The organism is Pseudomonas sp. NFR16, assembly GCF_900108875.1.
In the GTDB taxonomy this organism is placed as follows: Bacteria; Pseudomonadota; Gammaproteobacteria; order Pseudomonadales; family Pseudomonadaceae; genus Aquipseudomonas.
Map to the genome: position 1 here is coordinate 525,567 of NZ_FNYJ01000001.1, position 23,329 is coordinate 548,895.

At 61.7% G+C, this 23,329-nt stretch carries 19 protein-coding genes; 11 read left to right on the forward strand and 8 right to left on the reverse strand.

The annotated features are described in order from the left end of the window. The first annotated feature begins 150 nt into the window (after positions 1 to 150). The 10 genes from BMZ10_RS02465 to BMZ10_RS02510 all read left to right on the forward strand — a co-directional run bounded on the left by BMZ10_RS02465 (position 151) and on the right by BMZ10_RS02510 (position 11,372). Positions 151 to 339, forward strand: coding sequence for a DUF1652 domain-containing protein (locus tag BMZ10_RS02465; RefSeq protein WP_093458462.1), 189 nt, complete (start codon positions 151 to 153; stop codon positions 337 to 339). 244 nt (positions 340 to 583) lie between these two features. Further along, positions 584 to 1,435 carry an STAS domain-containing protein gene (locus tag BMZ10_RS02470; protein ID WP_093458463.1) on the forward strand — a complete coding sequence of 284 codons (852 nt, stop codon included), beginning with the start codon at positions 584 to 586 and terminating at the stop codon, positions 1,433 to 1,435. A gap of 4 nt (positions 1,436 to 1,439) precedes the next feature. Beyond that, on the forward strand, positions 1,440 to 1,802 hold the full coding sequence (locus BMZ10_RS02475; RefSeq protein ID WP_093458464.1) for an STAS domain-containing protein: 363 nt from the start codon (positions 1,440 to 1,442) through the stop codon (positions 1,800 to 1,802). Beyond that, positions 1,799 to 2,203: an anti-sigma regulatory factor gene (locus BMZ10_RS02480; protein ID WP_093458465.1), complete on the forward strand. Its 405-nt coding sequence runs from the start codon at positions 1,799 to 1,801 to the stop codon at positions 2,201 to 2,203. Before BMZ10_RS02475 ends, BMZ10_RS02480 begins: the two co-directional genes overlap by 4 nt. Beyond that, positions 2,194 to 3,207 (forward strand): ATP-binding protein, encoded by a 1,014-nt coding sequence (locus BMZ10_RS02485; RefSeq protein WP_177182028.1) that lies wholly within the window; start codon positions 2,194 to 2,196, stop codon positions 3,205 to 3,207. The genes BMZ10_RS02480 and BMZ10_RS02485 overlap by 10 nt, the downstream gene beginning before the upstream one ends. Beyond that, entirely contained in the window at positions 3,200 to 4,075 is an 876-nt protein-coding gene (locus tag BMZ10_RS02490; protein WP_093458466.1) for a sensor histidine kinase, read from the forward strand. The genes BMZ10_RS02485 and BMZ10_RS02490 overlap by 8 nt, the downstream gene beginning before the upstream one ends. Next, the gene (locus BMZ10_RS02495; protein WP_093458467.1) at positions 4,065 to 6,017 is read left to right on the forward strand and encodes a response regulator; all 1,953 of its coding nucleotides are present in this window, start codon (positions 4,065 to 4,067) and stop codon (positions 6,015 to 6,017) included. The genes BMZ10_RS02490 and BMZ10_RS02495 overlap by 11 nt, the downstream gene beginning before the upstream one ends. A gap of 116 nt (positions 6,018 to 6,133) precedes the next feature. Next, a complete protein-coding gene (locus BMZ10_RS02500) occupies positions 6,134 to 8,422 on the forward strand; it encodes an ATP-binding protein (RefSeq protein ID WP_093458468.1) in 2,289 nt (762 codons plus the stop codon). Between the two features lie 19 nt (positions 8,423 to 8,441). After that, positions 8,442 to 8,903: a response regulator gene (locus tag BMZ10_RS02505; RefSeq protein ID WP_093458469.1), complete on the forward strand. Its 462-nt coding sequence runs from the start codon at positions 8,442 to 8,444 to the stop codon at positions 8,901 to 8,903. Between the two features lie 75 nt (positions 8,904 to 8,978). Then, a complete protein-coding gene (locus BMZ10_RS02510; protein ID WP_093458470.1) occupies positions 8,979 to 11,372 on the forward strand; it encodes a hybrid sensor histidine kinase/response regulator in 2,394 nt (797 codons plus the stop codon). 264 nt (positions 11,373 to 11,636) lie between these two features. Here the strand turns inward: BMZ10_RS02510 and BMZ10_RS02515 are convergent, their stop codons facing one another. The 7 genes from BMZ10_RS02515 to BMZ10_RS02545 all read right to left on the reverse strand — a co-directional run bounded on the left by BMZ10_RS02515 (position 11,637) and on the right by BMZ10_RS02545 (position 20,415). Beyond that, positions 11,637 to 13,598: an acetyl/propionyl/methylcrotonyl-CoA carboxylase subunit alpha gene (locus BMZ10_RS02515; protein ID WP_093458471.1), complete on the reverse strand. Its 1,962-nt coding sequence runs from the start codon at positions 13,596 to 13,598 to the stop codon at positions 11,637 to 11,639. Continuing rightward, positions 13,595 to 14,419 carry a gamma-carboxygeranoyl-CoA hydratase gene (locus BMZ10_RS02520; protein ID WP_093458472.1) on the reverse strand — a complete coding sequence of 275 codons (825 nt, stop codon included), beginning with the start codon at positions 14,417 to 14,419 and terminating at the stop codon, positions 13,595 to 13,597. The genes BMZ10_RS02515 and BMZ10_RS02520 overlap by 4 nt, the downstream gene beginning before the upstream one ends. A 15-nt stretch (positions 14,420 to 14,434) precedes the next feature. Further along, positions 14,435 to 16,042, reverse strand: coding sequence for a carboxyl transferase domain-containing protein (locus BMZ10_RS02525; protein ID WP_093458473.1), 1,608 nt, complete (start codon positions 16,040 to 16,042; stop codon positions 14,435 to 14,437). A gap of 87 nt (positions 16,043 to 16,129) precedes the next feature. Further along, on the reverse strand, positions 16,130 to 17,293 hold the full coding sequence (locus tag BMZ10_RS02530; RefSeq protein ID WP_093458474.1) for an isovaleryl-CoA dehydrogenase: 1,164 nt from the start codon (positions 17,291 to 17,293) through the stop codon (positions 16,130 to 16,132). A gap of 764 nt (positions 17,294 to 18,057) precedes the next feature. After that, positions 18,058 to 18,957 carry a hydroxymethylglutaryl-CoA lyase gene (locus tag BMZ10_RS02535; RefSeq protein WP_093458475.1) on the reverse strand — a complete coding sequence of 300 codons (900 nt, stop codon included), beginning with the start codon at positions 18,955 to 18,957 and terminating at the stop codon, positions 18,058 to 18,060. A gap of 62 nt (positions 18,958 to 19,019) precedes the next feature. After that, the gene (locus BMZ10_RS02540) at positions 19,020 to 19,400 is read right to left on the reverse strand and encodes a MerR family transcriptional regulator (RefSeq protein WP_093458476.1); all 381 of its coding nucleotides are present in this window, start codon (positions 19,398 to 19,400) and stop codon (positions 19,020 to 19,022) included. Positions 19,401 to 19,467: 67 nt separating this feature from the next. Continuing rightward, positions 19,468 to 20,415: a LysR family transcriptional regulator gene (locus BMZ10_RS02545; RefSeq protein WP_093458477.1), complete on the reverse strand. Its 948-nt coding sequence runs from the start codon at positions 20,413 to 20,415 to the stop codon at positions 19,468 to 19,470. A 156-nt stretch (positions 20,416 to 20,571) separates the two neighbouring features. Here BMZ10_RS02545 and BMZ10_RS02550 point away from each other — a divergent pair, with 156 nt between their 5' ends. Then, positions 20,572 to 21,804: an acyl-CoA dehydrogenase gene (locus BMZ10_RS02550; protein WP_093458478.1), complete on the forward strand. Its 1,233-nt coding sequence runs from the start codon at positions 20,572 to 20,574 to the stop codon at positions 21,802 to 21,804. Between the two features lie 147 nt (positions 21,805 to 21,951). On the opposite strand, the gene BMZ10_RS02555 is transcribed toward BMZ10_RS02550, so the two are convergent. Next, complete coding sequence (locus BMZ10_RS02555; RefSeq protein WP_093459918.1) at positions 21,952 to 23,280, reverse strand: substrate-binding domain-containing protein; 1,329 nt, start codon at positions 23,278 to 23,280, stop codon at positions 21,952 to 21,954. Positions 23,281 to 23,329 lie beyond the last annotated feature (49 nt).

Sequence of the window (23,329 nt, forward strand, 5' to 3'; positions counted from 1 at the left end):
CTCAGCCATCGGCCTGCGCACTTTGACGGTCCGCCGACTTCGATCACAAGGAGGGGATTCGATGCTGCTCACCCCAGAGCTGCGCAGGACGCTGGAGAGCAATTTCTGCCGCTGGCCTGTGAGTGAACGGTCAAGCCCAACGGGAAGCCGATGCTGAAAATCTTCGACCGTAGCACCGGGCCTGTCGCGGTGCCGGTCGACGATCAGTCCATCGCGGACTTGACGACCGTGCGCACCGTCGCTGAACTGATTGCGCAATTGCATTGCATCGGTGCCTTTTTCGATGTCGCTCGGATCTCCGACTATAGTTCCCGCGAACACCTCGCGCCCTCACAGTGACGACGGCCTGAAATTGTTCCGTTGATCGGGAGGAATAATGGAACCATTCCCGTCGGGTGATGTTACCTTGACACCAAGTCGGCGACCGCGTATTTCGTCACGCCTGTTCGCGCCCGCGAAAATGCTTTGCATTTAATGGTTTAGAACCCCGATCTGGACGCATCCGGATCGACTTCCCCGTACTTTCGTAGGTCCGCTGTTGTCGATCAGAGCCATCGACGCGCAATCATCTGGAGCCAACCTCATGGCAGCACTGCAACAAACCACCGTGGACTCTCTCAAACGTTCCGAGTCGCAATTGGCCTCTCACTGGCAAGCGGACCTGGAAGCGAGCGGTGCAACGCGCAATCTTAAAGCGGACGACATTCGTCAGCAGACAACCGAATTCTTGCGATTGCTTATTTCAGTTCTGGAAAAACGCAGCACGCATAACATCACCACCGCCGAATGGGATGAAATCCGTCAGTTCCTCGAAAAGCTTTCGCAGCAGCGCGCCATCGCGGGTCAGGACTCCCAGCAGACCGCGAGTTTCATCTTTGCCCTCAAAGGTCCGGTATTCGCTCAGTTGCAGGCGCAATACGCCGACCAGCCTGCGTTGCTCGCCGAGCAGCTGTGGGAAATCTCGCAACTGCTGGACGTGCTCGGCATGCACACCATCCGCACGTACCAGAAATCCCGCGAAGCGGTGATCAAGCGCCAGCAGGAAGAGCTGCTGGAGCTGTCCACGCCGGTGGTGAAGCTGTGGGAAGGCGTGCTGGCGCTGCCGATGATCGGCACCCTGGATTCCCAGCGCACGCAGGTGGTGATGGAGTCGCTGTTGCAGCGCATCGTCGACACTGGCTCGGAAATCGCCATCATCGACATTACTGGCGTGCCAACCGTCGACACCCTGGTCGCTCAGCACCTGCTCAAGACCGTGACGGCGATTCGCCTGATGGGTGCCGATTGCATCATCAGCGGCGTGCGCCCACAGATCGCCCAGACCATCGTCCATCTGGGTCTGGATCTGCAAGGCGTGGTGACGAAAGCCAACCTGGCCGATGCGCTTGCACTGGCCTTGCGCCGTCTGGGCGTGACCGTCACCAAGGCGGTATGAGCCAATGGAGCGAATTCCTATTCTGCAGATGGGTGACTTTCTGCTGGTCACGATTCAGGTCGATATGCATGACCAGTTGGCGCTGACGCTGCAGGACGACCTGTCCGAGCGCATCAGCCGGACTTCGGCACGCGGCGTGTTGATCGACATCTCCGCACTGGACATGGTCGACTCGTTCATCGGCCGCATGATCGGCATGATTTCGGGCCTCTCCCGGATCATGGACGCCGAAACCGTGCTGGTCGGGATGCAGCCGGCGGTGGCAATCACCCTGGTCGAACTGGGCATGACGCTGCCGGGTGTCAGCACCGCGTTGAACGTCGAACGCGGCATGAAACTGCTGCGCGAGCGGGCCTGTTCCCAATGAACGTGCGCAGCAGCGGCACTCAGAGCATTCAGATCGAACAGGACGTCGTGCTTGCCCGGCAAACGGCACGCAAGCTGGCGCAGGACTGTGGCATGCGCCTGATCGACCTGACCAAGCTGGTGACAGCGGTCAGCGAGCTGGCACGCAACACGATGGTCTACGGCGGCGGCGGTGACATGGACTGGCAGATCGTCGAGGAAGGCACGCGCACGGGTCTGCGCCTGACCTTTCGCGACGAAGGGCCCGGCATTCCCGACCTCAAGCTGGCCATGACCGATGGCTGGACGTCGGGCGGAGGGCTGGGCCTGGGGCTGACCGGCGCCAAGCGTCTGGTCGATGACTTTGAACTGGACACGGCGCCGGGCGAAGGCACTCGTGTGACGATCTGTAAATGGACTTGAACCTGCACAGCAGCCTGACGCTTGTATTGCCGATTGAAGACAGCAGCCAGGTAGGACACGCACGGCGAACCGCGCAAAAACTGGCCGAGCAGCAGGGTTTCGATGCCACCGACGCCGGTCGCGTGGCATTGGTCGTCACCGAACTGGCCAGCAATATCCTCAAGCATGCCAGCAATGGCGAGCTGCACCTCCGGACGCTGCCGGGTTCAGCCCCGGGCGTTGAGGTCATTGCCATCGATCGGGGGCAGGGTTTCGATCTGCAGGACTGCCTGGCCGATGGCTTTTCTACCCGCGGCACGCAAGGTATCGGCCTGGGTTCGATCCTGCGTCAGGCGCAGGTGTTCGACGTGCACACCGACAGCCGCGGGACCGTCCTGCTGACCCGGTTCTATCCCCGCGCCGCGCGCTTCAATGACCTGCGTCTGGGCATCACCCAGCATTCGTTGCACGACGATCCTGCCTGCGGAGATGTGTGGGAAGTCGCGATGGCGGGTCGGCGTGTCAGTGTGCTGATGATCGACGGCCTGGGTCACGGCCCTGAAGCCGAAGATGCGGCAATGGCGGGCGCCAGGGCGTTCAACCGGGAGCCGTTCGCCGATCCCGGCGTGCTGCTCGACGACATTCACCATGACATGCGCGGCAGCCGTGGTGGTGCCGTTGCACTGGCGCAGTTCGACGGTGAGGCAGACAGACTGCGCTTCATCGGCATTGGCAACATCGGCGCGACGCTGCTTGGCGAGGACCGCCCGCGCGGCCTGCCATCGCACCCGGGCATCGTCGGCCTGCAATACCGGAAGGTGGCTGCGGTGGACTATCCCCAGTGCGCGGGGCAGTTGTTGATCATGTACAGCGATGGCCTGCAATCGCGTTGGAATCTTCGCGACTATCCGGGTCTGATGTACCGACACCCCGCGATTATCGCAGCAGTGCTGCACCGCGATTATTGTCGGGGCAGGGATGATGTAACGGTATTGGTGATGGTTCTGGAGACGCTCGATGACTGACAACCCCGCCCGCAACGCTCCCGAAACGTCGGCCGAGCTTTCACGGCTGCGTGCAGAGGCTGATGCGCTGCGCGCCGAACTGGATGAAACCAACCAGGGCGTTCTGGCCTTGTATGCCGAACTGGACATGCAGGCCGACCAGTTGCGCCAGGCCTCGGACCTGAAGAGCCGTTTCCTGTCTTACATGAGCCACGAGTTCCGCACGCCGCTGGGCTCGATCCTCAGCATCGCCAGCCTGCTGTCGGATGAACTCGACGGCCCGTTGAGTCCTGAGCAGCACAAGCAGGTGTCGTTCGTCAGCACCGCGGCGCGCGAGTTGAGCGACATGGTCGACGACCTGCTGGACCTGGCCAAGATCGAAGCCGGGCGGATCAGCATTTCGCCTGCCTGGTTCGACATGTTCGACCTGTTTTCGGCGTTGCGCGGCATGTTCAGGCCCATCGTCGACACGTCCGCCGTGGACCTGATTTTCGAAGAGCCGGTCGGCCTGCCGAGGTTGTATACCGATGACAAAAAGCTCGCGCAGATCCTGCGCAATTTTATTTCCAACTCCCTGAAGTTCACCCAGCGGGGTGAAGTCCGGGTGTCGGCGCGACTGGAAAATGAGCAGGCGATCAGATTCGCAGTGAGTGACACCGGCATCGGCATCCCGGAAGAACTGCACGGCGCGCTGTTCGAAGATTTTGTCCAGGTCGATTCGCCGCTGCAGAAACGCCTGCGCGGAACCGGACTGGGGCTGTCACTGTGCAAGCGCTTCGGCGAACTGTTGGGCGGCCGTGTGGGCGTCGAGAGTCAGCCTGGCGTCGGTTCGACATTCTACGTGGTCATCCCGCTGGCGCTGGCTCAGGAGCACATTGATGAAAGCTGAGACACGGCTGCTGATCGTCGATGACAACGCTGCGACCCGCTACGCGCTGCGCAGGCGCATGGAGCGTCAAGGCTTCACTGTGCTGGAAGCGGGGACAGGTACCGAGGGGCTTGCACTGATCGCTGCGCGGATTCCCGATGCGTTGATCCTGGACGTCAATCTGCCGGACATGAGCGGCTTCGACATCGTTCGCCAGCTGCGCACCGAACCGCGGACCGCGCTGTTGCCAGTCGTACACGTCTCGGCAGCATCGATTCAGACCGGCGATATCGTGACCGGTCTGGAAGCCGGCGCCGACGCCTATCTGGTCCATCCGGTCGATCCTGATGTGCTGCTGGCAACGTTGCGCACGCTGCTGCGCGTGCGCGACACGGAATTCGCGTTGCGCGAAAGCGAGGAGCGTTTTCGCGAGATTTTCGTCAACGTCTCTGCGCCGATTGCGGTCATGGACGGCGATTTTGCGGTCCACGAATGCAACCACGCGTTCGCTCAGTTGATCAGTCAGGGCCCTGAAGAACACAGCCTGATGCAGTGTTTCAGCGAGGATCAGGAGGCAGTTCTCGCCGGCCTTCGCGAAGCGCTGGTCGCGGGCGAACGCTGGAAAGGCACGCTGAGCATGCGCGTCAAGGGCGACGTGCGGGAAACCGAGTGGCAAGTGTCGCCTTACCGTGCCACCGGGCTGAGCCTGGTGTTCATCGAAGACGTCACCGAGCATCGGCGTCGCGAACAGTCGCATCTGCGTCAGCTCGATTCAGTCAACAGTCAATTGGCCCATGAAGTCGCCGAGCGCGCCAGGACCGAAGAACAGCTGCTGCAGGCGCAGAAAATGGACGCCATCGGCAAACTGACCGGCGGCATCGCTCACGACTTCAACAACTTGCTGACCGGCATCGTCACCGGACTTGAGCTGATCAAGAAACGCACCGAAGACGCCCGCCCGGAAAAAGTGCTGACTTACGCCGATGCAGCGCTGGCGTCAGCCAGAAGTGCCTCGGCGTTGACTCAACGGTTGCTGGCCTTCGCTCGTCAGCAGCCGCTTGACACGCAACCTACCGACATCAATCAGCACGTGCGCTCATTGGAGGATCTGCTGAGCCGGACCATCGGCAAGCGTATCGGCCTGACCCTCGAACTGACCTCACGCAGCGCGATTGCGATGGTCGATTCCGGGCAACTGGAAAGTGCCGTGCTTAACCTGGTGATCAACGCGCGCGACGCGCTGCCCGAGGGCGGCAATATCTGGATCAGCACGTTCGAAGCCTACTCCCAGGGCCACTCGCGCATGGAAGACGGCGCCTACATCGCCCTCACGGTGCGCGACGATGGCGTGGGCATCGAACATCACCTGATCGATAAAGTGTTCGACCCGTTCTTTACCACCAAGCCAATTGGCGAGGGCACCGGGCTGGGACTCTCGACCATCTATGGATTCGCCCGTCAGTCCGGCGGCGACGTGAACATTCGCAGCGTCGTTGGCCACGGCACTGAAGTGACCCTGATGCTGCCGGCCGCCGTCGAGCAGAGCGTGCCGCCGCAGCTCGCGCCCGTCCCGGCCGAGCTGGGCGCCGGGGAGCATATCCTGATCGTCGAGGACACTGCTTCGGTGCGCATGTTCGTCAATGAAGTGCTTACCGATGCCGGGTATCGTTGCACGCAGGCCGCGGACGTCAATACCGCGCTGTCGATCATGGAGCAGGATCGGTCGATCGACCTGTTACTTACCGACGTCGGCATGCCGCAGATGAATGGCCGCGAGATGGCCCGCCTGGTGCGTGGCTGGCGTCCGGAACTGCCTGTGCTGTTCATGACGGGCTACGCCGAAAACGCCCTGAACCGGCAACACTTTCTCGGCGAAGGGATGGACATGATCATCAAACCTTTCCAGCTGGTCGAGTTCTTGTGCAAGGTGCGGGCAATGCTCGATGGTGGGGCCGCCCACTAGAAATTTTCTTCCGCCAACGGGCATCCGGGTGTACTGGTAGGCGCCTGTTTTTGTTACCGTATATGCCAATTCATTCAGTGCCGTCCCCCTTGGGCACACACCGCTGATGCCTGAAGATGCTGAAAGGGCGCGGTGAAGGAGATCTAGTTTTGACCCTCAGCCAGGAACTCCATCAGAGCGCGATCGATAATTGCGCACGAGAGCCGATCCAGATTCCCGGCAGCATTCAGCCGCAGGGCTTCCTGCTGGTGATCGATGAGGCGGCGATGAACGTCGTCCAGGTCAGTGTCAACGTGCAAAACTGGCTCGGCCTGGATCCGCAGGTGCTGATCGGTGCGGCATTGAGCACGGTATTCGCGGACTGCGAGCTGCTGTTCAAACGCCTGCAGGCATTGCCCGAAGACGACCAGAATCCGTTTCACGTGGGTGACGTGCGCTTCCTCGAAGGGTCGCGCGCCGGCCTGCCGATGGCGATGATGGTGCACCGTCACGACAAGGTCCTGATCGCCGAATTCGAACCGGCCGGTGACATGAGCTCGGCTTACAACAATGTGTATCCGCTGATGCGCGGGTTCATCAGTCAGATGAACGAGCACGAAACCATCGAGGCGCTGTGTCAGCGCTCGGCGGCGGAGGTCAAGCGCATCACCGGGTTCGGCCGGGTCAAGGCCTATCAGTTCGACGCCGATGGCAACGGGCTGGTCAACGCTGAGGTGGCCGATGAGGGATACGCGAGTTTCCTGGGCCTGAGTTTTCCGGCGACCGACATTCCCAGGCAGGCGCGTGCCTTGTATGTCGCGAACCGTATCCGCGTCATCGAAGACGCCAACTACCAGCCCTCGCCGCTGGTGCCGGTCAACAATCCGCTGACGGGCGCGCCCCTGGATCTGAGTTTCGCCACCCTGCGCAGCGTCTCCCCGGTGCACCTGCAATACATGCGCAACATGCAGACGCTGGCCTCAATGTCGATCTCGATCGTGGTGCGCGGTGAGCTTTGGGGCTTGATCTCCTGCCATCATGCCTCGCCAAGGCCGGTCAGTTTTCAGACCCGCACGGCCTGCGAACTCCTTGGCAGCGTGCTGTCCCTGCAGATCGAGACCAAGGAGGCCCAGGTCAAGACGCAGCGCATGCTGAGCCTGCGTCGCCAGATCGTGCAGATGCTCGCGGCGATGGCGGATCTGGACAGCGTGGTGGGCGGCTTGCGCTCGGTGCCCGAGGTCTTGCTGGCCTTCGTGGAAGCCAGCGGTGCGGCGGTGATTTCCGAATCCACTATCGACACCTATGGCGATACGCCGGATCACGAGCAGATCAAGGCATTGACCCAATGGCTGAGCCAGCGCGGCAGTCACGAGGTCTTCCAGTCCGATAACGTCGGCCGGGACATTGCGCAACTGCCCGAACTGGCATCGTCGGTCAGTGGCGTGCTGGCAATGGCGATCTCTGAGTTGCATTCGAACTACATCATCTGGTTCCGCCCCGAGCAGACGCGCGTGGTGAAGTGGGCGGGCAAGCCGGATAAAAGCGTGGGGGAGGCCGGCGCGCTGAATCCTCGCAACAGTTTCGAAATGTGGCAGCAGACCGTCAGCGGCTTCTCGCGCCCATGGGACGAGCTGGATTGTGAAGGCGTCATCGAATTGCGCGCGGCCGTGCTGGGCATTGTCCTGCGCAAGGCCGAGGAAATGGCGTCGCTGGCCGAAGAGCTGAAGAAGTCCAACAAAGAACTCGAAGCCTTCTCCTACAGTGTCTCTCACGACCTGCGTGCGCCGTTGCGGCACATCGCCGGGTACGCTGAATTGCTCAGCGACATCGAGGGCAGCAAACTGTCCGATCGCGGCGTGCGCTTTCTGGAAAACATCGGTGAGTCGGCGCGCTTCGCCGGCACGCTGGTGGACAATCTGCTGAGCTTCTCGCAGATGGGCCGCTCGGCCATGCGTTATTCGGAAGTCGACCTCAATGCCATGGTCGAGGCGATCCGTCGGGAAATGCTTCCCGATTATGAAGGTCGGGATTTGCAATGGCGGATTTCCGAGCCGTTACCGGTAGTGATTGCCGACGCGGCGTTTCTGCATTTGGCGATGCGCAATCTGCTGTCCAACGCTATTAAATACAGCCGCACGCAAAGCGCTGCGGTGATCGAAATCGGCAGCTATGAAGAAGACGGCAAGGTCGTGGTGTACATCCGCGACAACGGCGTGGGCTTCGACATGGAATACGCCGGCAAGCTGTTTGGCGTGTTCCAGCGCTTGCATCGCATGGAGGAATTCGAAGGAACGGGGATCGGCCTTGCCAGCGTGCGCCGGATCATCGAGCGTCATGACGGCTCGGTCTGGGCGCAAAGCCAACTGGGGCAGGGCGCCACCTTTTATTTTGCGCTTCCAAAGCGCAGTCTCACAGTAACCCTTTGAGTGTCCGAGGAGACGCCCAATGCTCAAACCCATTCTTCTGGTGGAAGACAATCCGAACGACCTCGAGCTGACGCTGGTCGCGCTGGAGCGTAGCCAGTTGGCCAACGAGGTGATCGTGCTGCGCGATGGCGCCGAAGCGCTGGATTACCTGCTGCGGCGAAACCAGTTCCATGACCGCGTGGCAGGTAATCCTGCGGTGTTGCTGCTGGACCTGAAACTGCCGAAACTGGACGGCCTTGAGGTACTCAAAGTCATCCGTGAAACGGACGAGTTGCGCAGTATTCCAGTGGTCATGCTGACGTCGTCGCGCGAGGAACCGGATCTTCAACGCGCCTACGCCCTCGGAGTGAACGCTTACGTGGTCAAACCGGTCGAATTCAAGGAATTCGTCTCGGCTATCTCCGATCTGGGGATCTTCTGGGCCGTACTCAACGAGCCACCACCGGGTTCATTGCGACTGTCACGCCGTCCGGGCTCCTGACCCCTACGACTTTCGGCCTGCGTCGTCATGCACACTGCTGGCGGCACAGGCCTTCGAAACAATCGACGATTATTCATGCCGCTATCGCTGCTCAAGTTGCTCCTGGTTGAAGACAGTTCGCACGACGCCGAGCTGACCCTGCTTACGCTGGAAAACAGCGGGCTGAAAATCGACGCCACCCTGGTCTACAACCATCAGGATGTGGAGCGCGAGCTTTCAGCCTCACGTTTTGATCTGATCCTCAGCGATTACCTGCTGCCCGGGTCCTCCGGCGCCGATGTCCTGAACTGCGCGTTACGGCTCGCGCCACAGACCCCGTTCATTTTCCTGTCCGGCATTTTCGGCGAGCAGCATGCGGTCGAGATGATGCGCATGGGCGCCATCGACTACGTTCTTAAACAGAACTTGAAAATGCTGCCCAAGGCCGTCATGCGCGCCGTGTCCGAAGTGCACGAGCGGGAAAAGCGCCTGCACGCCGAGCAGACGCTGCAAGATGCGGAAGTGCGGGCGCACCTGGCGATCGAGGCGGCGGACATGGGCGTCTGGACCTACGACCCGCGTACCGACACGCTGCTCTGGGACGAGCGATGCAAGGCGCTTTATGGCGTCGCGGCCGATGCTCAGGTCAGCATGGCCTTCATGTTCTCGCGCTGCCATCCGGACGATCGCGACCTGTTGCAAAGCCGGGTCAAGTCTGCACTTGAAGCCGACACCGGCTTCCAGATCGAGCATCGCCTGCTGACCGATGACGACAGCGAACGCTGGGTGTTTTCCAACGGTCGTTCGTTGTTCGAGGACGGCAAGTGCGTGCGCTTCACCGGTGTCATGCAGGACATCAGCGAGCGCAAACAGGCGACTCAGGCGCTGCATCAGCTCAATGAAATCCTCGGCGAACGCGTCGTGCAGCGTACCCGCGAGCGCGACCGGACCTGGGAGCTGTCCCGCGAATTGCTCGGCGTGCTGCGTTTCGACCTGACCCCGATCGCCCTCAACCCTGCGTGGGAGGCGACGCTGGGCTGGGCGCGAGGCGATCTGAACGAACGGCCGTTGGGCGCGTTGATCCATCCTGACGATCTGGATGCGACGCTGCACGAGACGGCCAGCGTCGCCAAGGGCAACGTCTCGACGCGCTTCGTCAATCGCATGCGCCACGCCGACGGCGGCTATCGCTGGTTGTCCTGGACCATCGTTCCCGACGAGGGGCTGATGTACGCGGCGGTCCGCGACATCACCAGTGAGCGGGCAGTGGTCGATGAGCTGGCGGCGACCAACAAGCGGTTGCGCGACCAGATCCGGGAACGTGAGCGCGTCGAAGCGGCGTTGCAGCAGATGCAGCGTCTTGAAGTGGTCGGCCAGCTCACCGCTGGCGTCGCCCATGACTTCAACAACCTGCTGACGGTCATCCTCACCAGCGCCAATTTCCTTTCTCGCGACCTCGAAAAGGGTGTTTTCACCAAGTCGCCGCAGCGCTTGCAGAACATCCGGGAGGCCGGTGAACGCGGCGCCAAACTGACCAGCCAGTTGCTGTCTTTCTCACGGCGTCAGCGTCTGGAGCCGGTGGCGCTGAACCTCAATGACACCATTGCAGGGATGCGCGAGCTGCTCGGTCGTGCGCTGGGTGGCAGTGTCTGGGTGGAGACGCAGTTAGCCGACGATTTGTGGAGCGCGCTGGTTGACCCGACCCAGACTGAAATGATCATCCTGAACCTTGCGATCAACGCTCGCGATGCGATGGCGCAGGGTGGGCAATTGCGCCTGAGCACCTGGAACGAGATGGTCTACCGCCTGCCGCAACGGCCCGAGGATCCGGACCCGGGCGCGTACGTCGTGCTGTCGGTCAGCGATTCGGGCTGCGGCATGAGCGAAGAAGTACTGGCAAAAGCGTTCGAACCGTTTTTCACCACCAAGGCGGTGGGCAAGGGCTCGGGGCTGGGACTTGCGCAGGTTTTCGGCTTCGCCAAACAGTCGGGCGGCGGGGTGAGCATCGACACCGCCGAAAACGCCGGCACGACGATCCGGGTGTACTTGCCCAGCGTTGCACGGAGCGCCACCCCGGTGGTCAGCGTGTCGGACATGCCGGGTGATGCCAACGCCGATGACCTGCACCGCACCATCCTGCTGGTTGACGATGATCCGGATGTGCGCTCGGTGACGTCGATGATGCTCGGGTCGCTGGGTTATTCCGTGGTCGAGGCGGAGAGCGGTGACGATGCGCTGAAGAAGATCGACACCGGGATCGAGCTGGTTCTGACTGACTTTGCGATGCCGAACATGACCGGCGCTGAACTCGCTGAAATCATCAAGCGCAATTACCCGGAGCTGCCGGTGATGTTCATCACCGGATTCGCCGACATCGATATCCTCGACGTCGACCAGCAACTGATCGTGCAGAAGCCCTACAAGGAAGAAGAGCTCGCGCGCAAGCTGGCAAACGTGCTGATGAAAAACGGCATGGGCGTCGCCTCCTGATCAGCCTTTCGCCGAAAGTCTTCGGCGAGAGGCTGCTGGTTTCGGTTTCGCGAGCAAGCTCGCTCCCACAGGGCTTGTGGCCTGTTCCTGGTACCCACTTGACCCTGTACGAGCGCGCTTGCTCTGGGCCGCACTCGGACGATCGGCTGCGCAGCAGTCGTAAAACCGGCCGCCGCGTTGTGCCTGTCACACCACATGCACCGGATTTGCTGCCAATCCCCGGCACTGCGGCGTCAAGACAGACTCCCGGTAGCTTTTTACCCATCAACCACCGCTGATCTCAACCAGCACCGTTCCCTCACTGACCATGTCGCCCTCTGCGCAATACAGCGCGGCGACGGTTCCAGCCTGGCTGGCGCGGATGCTGTGCTCCATTTTCATGGCTTCCAGTACCACCAGCGGTGTCCCGCTGTCGACCGTGTCGCCGACGTTCACCAGCACCCGCACGATGCTGCCGTTCATGGGCGCGTTGAGCCCGCCTTGCTGGACATGACTGGCGGCGGCGTCCGCGATCGGGTCAACCCGTTGAACCGCGTGCAACTCGCCGTGCCAGCGCACATACAACGTGTCGCCACGACGCAGGGCCAGAGTCTGCCTGCGCACCCCTTGCTGTTCCACCGTCAGTTGCTCGCCCTGCAAGGCAACGGCATGGTCAAGGCCGCGTAACCGCACGCTGCGGATCTGGCCCGCGCATTGAAGATGAACGTCCACTTCGCTCGGTGCACCCAGGCGCAGGCCATCGACGCGGGACCATGGCGAGTACGGATCATCCTCACGCACCCGGTTCGCTGTGCTTTGCTGCCAGGCGAGCGCAGCGGCGTTCCAGAAGTCATCAGGAAAAGATTCGGCCTGCGGCAACAGGTCTGCCTGATAGCGCGGGATGAAATCGGTGTCCAGTTCGGCCCTGGCGAAGGCGGGGTGGGCGATGATCCGGCGAAGAAACGCAAGGTTCGTGCGCACGCCGCCGACGGCAAACTCGTCGAGCATGGCCAGCATTCTCAGTCGTGCCTGTTCGCGATCCTCGCCCCAGGCAATCAGTTTGCCGAGCATCGGGTCGTAGAACGGCGACACTGCATCGCCCTCGGCCACACCGCTGTCGATGCGGCGCCCGGCGCTTGTGCTGGATTCCCTGTACACCTGCAGCGTGCCGGTTGCCGGGAGGAAATCATTGGCCGGGTCCTCAGCGTACAGCCGCACTTCGATGGCATGGCCCTCGAGCGGCACCTGATCCTGCGTCATCGGCAGCGGTTCGCCCTGGGCCACGCGGATCTGCCAGGCGACCAGATCCAGTCCGGTGATCGCCTCGGTGACCGGGTGTTCGACCTGCAGGCGGGTGTTCATCTCCATGAAGAAAAATTCGCCGCGCGCGTCCAGCAGAAACTCGACCGTGCCGGCGCCCACATAACCGATCGCCTGCGCCGCCCGCACCGCCGCTTCACCCATCGCCCGACGCAGCTGCGCGGTCAATCTCGGCGCAGGGGCTTCCTCGACGACTTTCTGGTGGCGCCGCTGAATCGAACAGTCGCGCTCGTTGAGGTACAGGCAATGGCCGTGTTGATCGGCAAATACCTGAATCTCCACGTGGCGGGGTTTGAGAACGTACTTCTCGACAAGCATGCGTGAATCGCCGAACGATGACTGCGCCTCGCGCTGTGCCGAAGCAAGTGCGTCGGCGAGGTCTTCATCACGCTCGACCACTTTCATGCCTTTGCCGCCGCCCCCGGCGGTCGCCTTGAGCAGCACCGGATAGCCGATCCGCGCGGCGGCTTCGCGAAACGTTGCCGCGTCCTGGGCGTCGCCGTGATAGCCGGGCACCAGCGGGACACCGGCGGCCTCCATCAAGGACTTGGCCGCGGACTTGCTGCCCATGGCCTCGATGGCTGACGCAGGAGGGCCGAGAAATATCAGCCCGGCTTGCGCCACGGCGCGGGCGAAACCGGCGTTTTCCGAGAGGAATCCGTAGCCCGGGTGAACGGCCTCGGCGCCACTGGACTTTGCCGCGGCGATCAGTTTATCGATCTTCAGGTAACTGTCCGCGGCCTTGCTGCCACCCAGCGCGACGGCCATGTCGGCCTCGCGCACATGCCGGGCATCGTGATCGGTGTCGCTGTACACGGCAATGGTGCTCAATCCCATGGCCTTGGCGGTGCGCATGATGCGGCAAGCGATCTCGCCTCGGTTGGCGATGAGTACGGACGTGAGTGAGGTGCCTGACGCGCCGGTCATGATTGAGATTCTCCTGATGGTGTCGGTCCGGCGTCTCGCCAGGCCGGCTCGCGTTTCTGCAGGAACGCCCGCAGGCCCTCCTGCCCCTCGGCGCTGACGCGAATCCGCGCGATGGTGTTCTCGCAGTAGCGGCGCAGCGCAGGGCTGAGCTCGCCGTGGGCGGTTTCGCGCAGCAAATCCTTGCTCACGCGCATGGCCTGCGGGCTGTTGAGCAGCAGATTGGCCACCCACTGCTGCACGTGGGATTCGAGCTCGGCCGCCGGGTAACACTCGGCCAGCAGGCCGATCTCCCGTGCCCGTGTGCCGTTGAAACGCTCGGCGGTGAGGGCGTAGCGGCGGGCATGACGCTCGCCGATTGCTTGCACCACGAACGGGCTGATGACCGCAGGCGCCAGGCCGATCTTCACTTCCGACAGGCAGAACTGCGCGTCGTCGCTGCCGATGGCCATGTCGCAGCAGCTGATCAGCCCCAGCGCGCCACCGTAGGCAGCACCTTGCACGACGGCGAGCGTCGGGCATTTGAGCTTCGCCAGGTTGTACATCAATTCGCCCAGTTCACGGGCGTCACCCAGATTGGTGTTGAAATCCAGGTTGGCCGATTCCTGCATCCACGCCAGGTCCGCGCCCGCGCTGAAATGCCGGCCTCGGCCGCGCAGCAGCACGAAGCGCAGGCTGGCGTCGCTTTGAATCCGGTCCAGGGCGATGATCAGTTCGCGGATCATCTGCGCGTTGAAAGCGTTGTTCTTCTCGGGCCGATCGAGCCAGAGCGTGACGAACCCTCTCGGGTCGCGCTCAAGCTCGAGCGTGGCGAAATCGTTCATGGGGGCAGTCCTCGGTCACATCCGGAACACGCCGAAGCGCGTCGTTTCAATGGCAGCATTGAGCGAAGCGCTGATGGCCAGCGCCAGAATGTCGCGGGTCTGGGCCGGGTCGATCACGCCGTCGTCCCACAGCCGGGCGCTGGAATACCAGGGATGGCCCTGATGTTCGTACTGATCGAGAATCGGCTGCTTGAGTGCGGCCTCTTGCTCGGCGCTGAACCCTTCGCCACTGCGCTGCGCCTGTTCGCGCTTGACCTGGACGAGTACGCCGGCGGCCTGTTCGCCGCCCATCACGCCAATCCTTGCGTTGGGCCACATCCACAGGAAGCGCGGGTCGTAGGCGCGCCCGCACATGCCGTAATTGCCGGCGCCGAAGCTGCCGCCGATGATCACCGTAAATTTCGGCACTTTCGCGCAGGCCACGGCGGTGACCAGCTTGGCGCCGTGTTTGGCGATACCGCCGGCTTCATATTTCTGGCCGACCATGAAGCCTGTGATGTTCTGCAGAAACAGCAACGGGATGCCGCGCTGACACGCCAGCTCGATGAAGTGCGCGCCTTTCTGCGCGGCTTCGGCGAACAAGATGCCGTTGTTGGCCAGAATGGCGACCGGGTAGCCGTGCAGGTGCGCGAAGCCGCAGACCAGCGTGGTGCCGAACAGCGCCTTGAACTCGTCGAACACCGAGCCGTCGACCAGCCGCGCGATGACTTCGCGCACGTCGAAAGGCTGCTTGGCGTCAGCCGGAATCACGCCGTACAGCTCATCGCTTGAATACAGTGGCGCAGCAGGCTGCCGTACCTGCAACTGGCCGTGCTTGCGCCAGTTCAGATGAGCGATGCTGCGCCGCGCCAGTTCCAGCGCGTGAGCGTCGCTGTCGGCGTAATGATCGGCTACACCTGAGACCTTGCAATGCACATCGGCACCGCCCAGGTCCTCGGCGCTGACCACTTCACCGGTCGCCGCCTTGACCAGCGGTGGGCCAGCAAGAAAAATCGTGGCCTGTTCGCGAACCATGATGGTCTCGTCCGCCATCGCCGGTACGTAGGCGCCGCCCGCGGTGCACGAGCCCATGACCACCGCGATCTGCGGCACGCCTTCAGCGCTCAGGTTGGCCTGGTTGAAGAAAATGCGACCGAAGTGCTCGCGGTCCGGAAACACCTCATCCTGGCGGGGCAGGTTGGCACCGCCCGAATCCACCAGATAAATACACGGAAGGCGGTTTTGTTGCGCAATGGTCTGCGCACGCAGGTGTTTCTTCACTGTCAGCGGATAATACGTGCCGCCTTTCACCGTCGCATCGTTGGCGATGATCATGCATTCCACGCCCTCGACGCGCCCGATGCCGGCGACGATGCCCGCCGCTGGCACGTCTTCGCCATACACCTGATAGGCCGCCAACGGGCTGATTTCCAAAAGCGCCGAGCCGGTGTCGAGCAGGCGATTGATACGCTCGCGGGGCAGCAGCTTGCCCCTCGACGTGTGGCGCTCCTGCGCCTTGATACCGCCGCCTTGCTGAACCTGGGCGAGGAGGGTGGAGAGCGCATCCAACTGACCCCGCATGGCCTGGCTGTTGATCGCGAACTCCGGCGAGCGCGGGTTGATATGAGTCGTCAAAATGGCCATTCGAGCCTTACTCCTGAGGGCGTCCATTCTCCGAAACGTCGGCGTGGGAATGTCGCCAGTGCCTGACACTCGTTGTGCGCGAGGGCGTCATTTCGTTTCGTTGAACAGTTCGCGGCCGATCAGCATCCGGCGGATTTCGCTGGTGCCGGCGCCGATCTCGTAGAGCTTGGCGTCACGCAACAGCCGGCCTGCGGGAAATTCGTTGATGTAGCCGTTGCCGCCAAGAATCTGGATGGTGTCGAGGGCCATCTGCGTGGCCCGTTCGGCGCTGTAAAGGATGACGCCGGCCGCGTCCTTGCGCGTCGTCTCACCGCGTTCGCATGCCTGAGCGACGGCGTACAGATACGCGCGGCTGGCGTTGAGCTGGGTGTACATGTCGGCGACTTTGCCTTGAATCAGCTGAAACTCGCCGATGCTCTGGCCGAATTGTTTGCGGTCGTGGATGTAAGGCAGCACGAGGTCCATGCAGGCCTGCATGATGCCGGTCGGACCTCCCGAGAGCACGACGCGCTCGTAATCCAGCCCGCTCATCAACACCTTGACGCCGCCATTGAGCGTGCCCAGCAGGTTTTCCTCGGGGACCTCAACGTCATCGAAAAACAACTCGCAGGTGTTCGAGCCGCGCATGCCCAGCTTGTCGAACTTGTTGCCGCGCGAAAAACCCTTCCAGTCGCGCTCGACGATAAAAGCGCTGATGCCGTGAGGTCCTTTTTCCAGATCGGTCTTGGCATAGATCACGTAGGTGTGAGCGTCCGGCCCGTTGGTGATCCAGGTCTTGCTGCCATTGAGGACAAAGCGATCGCCGCGTCGGTCGGCCCGCAGTTTCATCGACACCACATCGGAGCCTGCGTTGGGCTCGCTCATGGCCAGGGCGCCGATGTGTTCGCCACTGATCAAGCTGGGCAGGTAGCGCGCTTTCTGCTCGGGATTGCCGTTGCGATTGATCTGGTTGACGCAGAGATTGGAGTGAGCGCCGTAGGACAACGCCACTGACGCCGAGCCGCGGCTGATTTCTTCCATGGCCACGACATGCGCCAGATAGCCCAGCCCGGCACCACCGTATTGCTCATCGACCGTGATGCCGAGCAGGCCCATCTCGCCGAACTTGCGCCACATGTCGGCCGGGAAAAGGTTGTCTTTGTCGATCTGCGCGGCGCGGGGCGCCAGTTCTGCCGAGACGAAGGCCCGAACCTGATCGCGCAGCATGTCGATGGTTTCACCGAGGCCGAAATTGAGCGTGGGGTAATTCATGAGACTGCGTTCCCTTATTGTTTTTGGAGGAGCTGTCAGGGGTCATAAAATGTATCACCTTTACGTTAACGTAAACCTGCGACCACAGGCCTGTCAACGGAGGATTCATCGACGCAGGCGGGGGTTGCAGGTTGACTCAGTGTCCAAGCGATACTGCATTCAGCGCCAGCCCGATCGATCGGGGGCACATCGTTGAAGGCGGGAGAGGCGGGTGGTTGAACGGCAGATAGCACGAAGGGGAGCCTGGGCTCCCCTTCAAGTTCAGTTGCATGCTCTTTTTTGTTTTCAGGTGGCCTGTTGTTGTTTTTGGCAGCCATACCTTTCTGGTTTTCCGAGCGACCCCCATCCGGGATCCAAGAGCAAACGTATTTTTTTGAGCGCTGATACAGCTTCGATCTGTCGATCCAACCGGTCGGGTCGCTGCCTGAAGGCAGTTTTATTGTTCTCTGTCCGGTCGTGGGGCCTGAGCCTCACAAAGCAATCCACTCCAAAAAAATCAGTTAGCTGCGCCTCTGTCCGTGTTGTTCTTGTTATGTCAGAGCCGATACGTCTTGTTTTTATTGGGTTGCTGCATTTTGTTATTTTTGTTGTACGTAAGACATAGCAGAAGCCATGCCAATTTTTTAGAAGTGCCGGAATCCGGGGCTTTAAGGGATATCCACGTGCTGACGAGTCCTGCGATTCGTTGCCAAGTGTTTCCGTGTTACCCGTTTCCATCACCACAATGCCGAGCAGGGTAACACTGTGTGACAACATGTCGCACATCAGGCCGACAAACGTGCCCTTGCCACCCGCGAACCATTGCTGCGGCCGACGGCTTCGCTGATCCGTTGGCCCGCGGCAATCAGCTTGTCCAGGTCGATCGACGTGGCGATGCCCAGCCCATTGAGCATGTAGAGCACGTCTTCGCTGGCGACGTTGCCGGTCGCGCCCTTGGCGTATGGGCAGCCGCCCAGGCCTGCGACGGAGCTGTCGAACACTTGGATGCCTTCCAGAAGCCCTGCGTAAATATTCGCCAGCGCCTGACCATAAGTGTCGTGAAAGTGCCCGGCGAGCTTGCCGCGCGGGATCTGTCCGGCGACCACGTCGAACAGCCGGCGGGTCGCGCCAGGCGTGCCGATACCGATGGTGTCGCCGAGGGACACCTCATAACAGCCCATCGCATAAAGCTCATTGGCCACGGCGGCGACCTGTTGCGGCGAGACATCGCCTTCATAAGGGCAGCCCAACACGCAAGACACATAACCGCGCACCTGCACACCGTGCAGACGCGCGGCCTCCATGATCGGCAGGAACCGGTCCAGGCTCTCACTGATCGAGCAGTTGATATTGCGTTGGGAAAAAGACTCGGAGGCCGCCGCGAACACCGCGACCTCTTTAACGCCTGCGGCCAGTGCATCCTCGAATCCGCGAAGATTGGGGGCAAGGGCGGCATAGGTGACCCCGTCCTTGCGCTGAATGTTGGCGAACAGCTGGGCAGAACCGGCCATCTGCGGGACCCACTTGGGAGACACGAAACTGCCGACTTCGATGTAGCCGACGCCTGCGTCGGTGAGATCGTTCACCAGCCGCACCTTGTCTTCCAGACTCACAGGCCGGGCCTCGTTTTGCAGGCCGTCACGCGGGCCGACTTCTACCAGACGTACACGTTGAGGGAGCAGCATGGCAGGGGATATCCTGAATAAGCCTATAAAAGACATGAACAAAAAACGCTAAACAGCTGACTTCACGCAGTTTTTTCCAGCGCCGCTCGACAGCGTTCCTCAGCAGTGTCCAGCTCGAGTTGCATCTGTTGAATGTCCAGCAACTGCTGATCGAGTTGCGCGCGGCGCTCGACAATTTTCTCCAGCATCGTATTCAGTTGCTTCTGATTGCCGCCGGATGGGTCGTACAGGCCGATCAGATCACGGCACTCGGCCAGGGAGAAGCCGATGCGTTTGCCTCGCAGAATCAGCTTGAGCGTGACTTTGTCGCGGGCCGAGTAGATGCGCTCAAGGCCGCGTCGCTCGGGGCTCAGCATGCCTTGTTCTTCGTAAAAGCGGATGGTGCGGGTGGTGATGTCCAGCTCACGGGCCAGATCGGAAATGCTGTAGGTCGGGTTGCTCATGAGGAAGCTCGAACGAGGAAGGCGTCGAGCTAACCTACGGCGACCTTGACGTAAACGTCAAGCAGGCTTATCGAATGGCTTCTTCCAGTTCTTTCTCCAGCTTGCGCTCATGGGCGGTGACCAGTTGGCACAGCTCGATGATCTGCTCGCGCATCCAGCGGTTGGCCGGGTCTTGGTCGGTGCTTTCGTGCCAGTACAAATGGGTCTCCACAGTGGGCACGTCGTGCACCGGCAGGTAGACGAAATGCAGATCGTTGCGGCGGGCGAAGCGCTCTGGAACGGTCATGACCATGTCGGTCTGCTGCAGCACCTGCGAGGCCATCAGATAATGCTGCGAACGCAGCGCAATCTTACGCTGAATGCCCATTTTGCCCAGCGCCAGGTCCACATAGCCCAATCCGCTGCGTCGGCTCGAGATATGGATGTGGGCGACGCCCAGGTAATCGTCCAGGGTGATGGATGACTTGTGCGCGAGCGGGTGCCCCTTGCGCATGGCGCACACGTAGTTGTCTTCCATCAGCTTGACGTGACGCACCTGCGGGTCGGTATTGAGTGGCGCGTCGACGGCGAAATCCAGACGCCCGGCGGCCAGTTCCTTGGTGGTTTCGCGACGCTTGGACAGGAAGCTCTCGATGGTGACCGCCGGCGCCAGGCGACGCAGGCGCTGAAACAGCGCCGGCAGAATCACGGCTTCAGTGAGGTCGGTCATGCTGATGCGGTAATTCTTGCTCGCCTGCAGCGGGTTGAAGATACGGCTTTCCTGCACCGACACGCGAAGCAATGAGAGCGCGTTGCGCACCGGGCCGATGATGTTCTGGGCCATGGGCGTCGGCACCATGCCCTGCGCGGTACGCACGAACAGCGGGTCGTTGAAGGTCTCGCGCAGACGGGCCAGTGCGTTGGACACAGCGGGCTGGGTGATCCCGACGATCTGGCCGGCGCGGGTCAGGTTGGCCTCGGTATAGATGGCGTCAAACACAATAAAGAGATTGAGATCGACCTTGCTCAGGTTCATTGCTGTGCGCCTCGTGCTGTTTTTTTTGTTCGGGGTGCGCCGATCATATATCGGTTATGAATGTTTATACACGCTGAGAATAGGTTAGATAAATGAAAGGCACTGTTCTAGCATCGGTTCACGCCTTAACAACACCTCATAGAAGGTAGTCGCCCGATGGATTTCGCTTATTCTCCGAAGGTTCAGGAACTGCGCGAGCGCGTTACCGCGTTCATGGATGCCCATGTGTATCCGGCTGAACCGGTGTTCGAACGCCAGGTTGCCGAAGGCGATCGATGGCAGCCGACCGCGATCATGGAAACGCTCAAGGTCCGCGCCAAGGCGGAGGGGTTGTGGAACCTGTTTCTCCCCGAATCCGAACTGGGTGCAGGCTTGACCAACCTCGAGTACGCGCCGTTGGCGGAAATCATGGGCAGGTCACTGCTGGGGCCTGAGCCCTTCAACTGCTCCGCCCCTGACACCGGCAACATGGAAGTCCTGGTCCGCTACGCCAGCGAGGCGCAGAAGCAGCAATGGCTGGAGCCGTTACTGCGCGGCGAGATCCGCTCCGCATTCGCCATGACCGAACCGGACGTGGCGTCGTCGGACGCCACCAATATGGCCGCCACCGCTACTCGCGAAGGTGATGAGTGGGTGATCAACGGGCGTAAATGGTGGACATCGGGCGCGTGCGACCCGCGCTGCAAGATCATGATTTTCATGGGGTTGAGCAATCCGGAAGGGCCGCGCCACCAGCAGCACTCGATGATCCTTGTCCCCACCGATACACCGGGCGTCAGGATCGTGCGCCCGTTGCCGGTCTTCGGCTACGACGATGCGCCCCACGGCCACGCCGAAGTGCAGTTCGACAACGTGCGCGTGCCATACGAAAACGTCCTGTTGGGTGAAGGACGCGGCTTCGAAATCGCTCAAGGCCGCCTGGGCCCGGGGCGGATTCATCACTGCATGCGTTCGATCGGCATGGCTGAGCGTGCGCTGAAATTGATGTGCAGACGCTCGGTGCAGCGCACCGCGTTCGGCCGCCCGCTGGCGCGGCTGGGCGGCAACATCGACAAGATCGCCGACTCGCGCATGGAGATCGACATGGCGCGGCTGCTGACCCTCAAGGCTGCGTACATGATGGACACCGTCGGCAATAAAGTGGCGAAGAGCGAAATTGCGCAGATCAAGGTCGTCGCGCCCAATGTCGCGCTGCGCGTGATCGACCGGGCGATCCAGATTCACGGCGGAGCAGGCGTGTCGGGCGACTTCCCGTTGGCCTACATGTACGCCATGCAGCGGACCTTGCGCCTGGCTGACGGCCCGGACGAGGTGCATCGGGCGGCCATCGGCAAATACGAGGTGGGCAAATACGTGCCTGAAGAGCTGCTGCGCAGCGAGCATCGCTGATTCGCCAACAGCGACCGGCATCGTTCATGGGCGTGACGTTCACCCGCGGTTGGTGCATCCAGAGCCTGTTCACAGGATGCACCTAGGCTCTGGCGGACTCGCGCTCGAACGCCGTCGTTTTAACGATCACGCCGATTTGCGAAGACCCTATTCCACCCACACCTCGACACGCCGGTTCTTGATTCGGCCTTCGTCGCCATCGTTGGTCGCTACCGGCATTTCGTCGCCGAAACCGCGCACATCGCGCAGGATCACCTGACGTTTCATCAATTCCCGGCGAACAGCCATCGCTCGCAGCCTGGACAGCAATTGCGCGCGGGCCGAATCGCTTTTGGCGTCGCCGAATCCCACCAGCGTCACTTTCCGATCCAGCTTGTCATGGGCTTTCAGGTAATCCGCCACCCGCTTGAGGTCGAGCCTGGCTTTGTTGTCCAGCGTCGCGCTGCCTTGGGCGAAGCGAAAGTTCACCGAGAGACGTTCCGCCTGCCGCGCCAGATTCTGGTAGTCGGCCGGCATCTGCGAGGTCGCGTGCACTTTGACCGCATGAACGGTCTGCGCCACAAAGCCGCTCTGCGCAACGATCGACTGACCTTGCGGGCTTTGGGCGAATCGCACCAGCGCCTTGGCCCAGCGCTGTTCGGTGCCCGGCGGCAGGTAAAAATACAGGCGGCGTGACAGCGGGTAGTCCTCGGTGGCGATGAGGCTGGTGCTCGGCAGCATGGGTTTGGAGTCGCCGTCGATGATCGCGACGGCTTTCGCGTTGTGTACGTAGGGCAAGCCGATGAAGCCGATGCCCTGACGATCCTGGCTCACTTCATCGGAGAGCGTTTCGCTGGCCTCGAAGCGCTTCGCAGCCGAGGCCAGTGTTTTTCCGGCTTTGGTCAGCACTAGCTCGTTGAACGTGTCGAAGGTGCCCGATTGCTGGTCTCGCGCATATAAATGAATGGCGCCTGCCGGGCCGCCCAGTTGTTCCCAGTCGTGGATGTCGCCGGAAAACACCTTCGCCAACTGGTCAGTGCTCAGTTCGCGCAATGGATTGCCCGGATGAATGATCACCGCGACGCCATCGATGGCAATCACCTGCTCGGCCTCGGCGCTGTGCAAGTCGCCCAGCGCCGTCAGCTCGCTGGCTTCGCCGGGTTTGATGGGTCGGGATGACGCGGCGAGATCGGCTTGTCCGGTTTGCAGCGCAGAGAAACCGGTGCTGGAGCCATGTGCGGCGATATCGACGCTGACGGTTTGTCCGGTAGGTAGCTGGCCGACGATGCGGGTTTCGTTGGGCCGCGCGCCGGCGTGTTGGGTGATGGCTTGAGCGCCTTGCTGCTCGAGCAGGCCTTTTACCAGCGCCGGGCCCAGCTGCGCGCCGATGGTGTTGGAGCCTTGAATGCGTAACACAGGGCTGCCGTCGGGTGAGGCGGGCAGTGCGCTCGCAGCCGAACACAGCGAGCAGAACAGCGCCGCGAAAGCAACAAACATGAGCTGAAAGAGGCGGGTGCGCTGCATGGCGACATCTTCTTATGGCCGG

Excerpts from the sequence above, each read along its gene's own strand:
- BMZ10_RS02530 (WP_093458474.1), bottom strand. The coding sequence starts at position 17,293 with ATGAATTACCCCACGCTCAATTTCGGCCTCGGTGAAACCATCGACATG.
- BMZ10_RS02535 (WP_093458475.1), bottom strand. The coding sequence starts at position 18,957 with ATGCTGCTCCCTCAACGTGTACGTCTGGTAGAAGTCGGCCCGCGTGAC.
- BMZ10_RS02540 (WP_093458476.1), bottom strand. The coding sequence starts at position 19,400 with ATGAGCAACCCGACCTACAGCATTTCCGATCTGGCCCGTGAGCTGGAC.
- BMZ10_RS02475 (WP_093458464.1), top strand. The coding sequence starts at position 1,440 with ATGGAGCGAATTCCTATTCTGCAGATGGGTGACTTTCTGCTGGTCACG.
- BMZ10_RS02550 (WP_093458478.1), top strand. The coding sequence starts at position 20,572 with ATGGATTTCGCTTATTCTCCGAAGGTTCAGGAACTGCGCGAGCGCGTT.
- BMZ10_RS02555 (WP_093459918.1), bottom strand. The coding sequence starts at position 23,280 with ATGTTTGTTGCTTTCGCGGCGCTGTTCTGCTCGCTGTGTTCGGCTGCG.
- BMZ10_RS02495 (WP_093458467.1), top strand. The coding sequence starts at position 4,065 with ATGAAAGCTGAGACACGGCTGCTGATCGTCGATGACAACGCTGCGACC.
- BMZ10_RS02515 (WP_093458471.1), bottom strand. The coding sequence starts at position 13,598 with ATGACCGGCGCGTCAGGCACCTCACTCACGTCCGTACTCATCGCCAAC.
- BMZ10_RS02505 (WP_093458469.1), top strand. The coding sequence starts at position 8,442 with ATGCTCAAACCCATTCTTCTGGTGGAAGACAATCCGAACGACCTCGAG.
- BMZ10_RS02520 (WP_093458472.1), bottom strand. The coding sequence starts at position 14,419 with ATGAACGATTTCGCCACGCTCGAGCTTGAGCGCGACCCGAGAGGGTTC.
- BMZ10_RS02470 (WP_093458463.1), top strand. The coding sequence starts at position 584 with ATGGCAGCACTGCAACAAACCACCGTGGACTCTCTCAAACGTTCCGAG.
- BMZ10_RS02500 (WP_093458468.1), top strand. The coding sequence starts at position 6,134 with ATGCTGAAAGGGCGCGGTGAAGGAGATCTAGTTTTGACCCTCAGCCAG.
- BMZ10_RS02490 (WP_093458466.1), top strand. The coding sequence starts at position 3,200 with ATGACTGACAACCCCGCCCGCAACGCTCCCGAAACGTCGGCCGAGCTT.
- BMZ10_RS02545 (WP_093458477.1), bottom strand. The coding sequence starts at position 20,415 with ATGAACCTGAGCAAGGTCGATCTCAATCTCTTTATTGTGTTTGACGCC.
- BMZ10_RS02510 (WP_093458470.1), top strand. The coding sequence starts at position 8,979 with ATGCCGCTATCGCTGCTCAAGTTGCTCCTGGTTGAAGACAGTTCGCAC.
- BMZ10_RS02480 (WP_093458465.1), top strand. The coding sequence starts at position 1,799 with ATGAACGTGCGCAGCAGCGGCACTCAGAGCATTCAGATCGAACAGGAC.
- BMZ10_RS02485 (WP_177182028.1), top strand. The coding sequence starts at position 2,194 with ATGGACTTGAACCTGCACAGCAGCCTGACGCTTGTATTGCCGATTGAA.
- BMZ10_RS02525 (WP_093458473.1), bottom strand. The coding sequence starts at position 16,042 with ATGGCCATTTTGACGACTCATATCAACCCGCGCTCGCCGGAGTTCGCG.
- BMZ10_RS02465 (WP_093458462.1), top strand. The coding sequence starts at position 151 with ATGCTGAAAATCTTCGACCGTAGCACCGGGCCTGTCGCGGTGCCGGTC.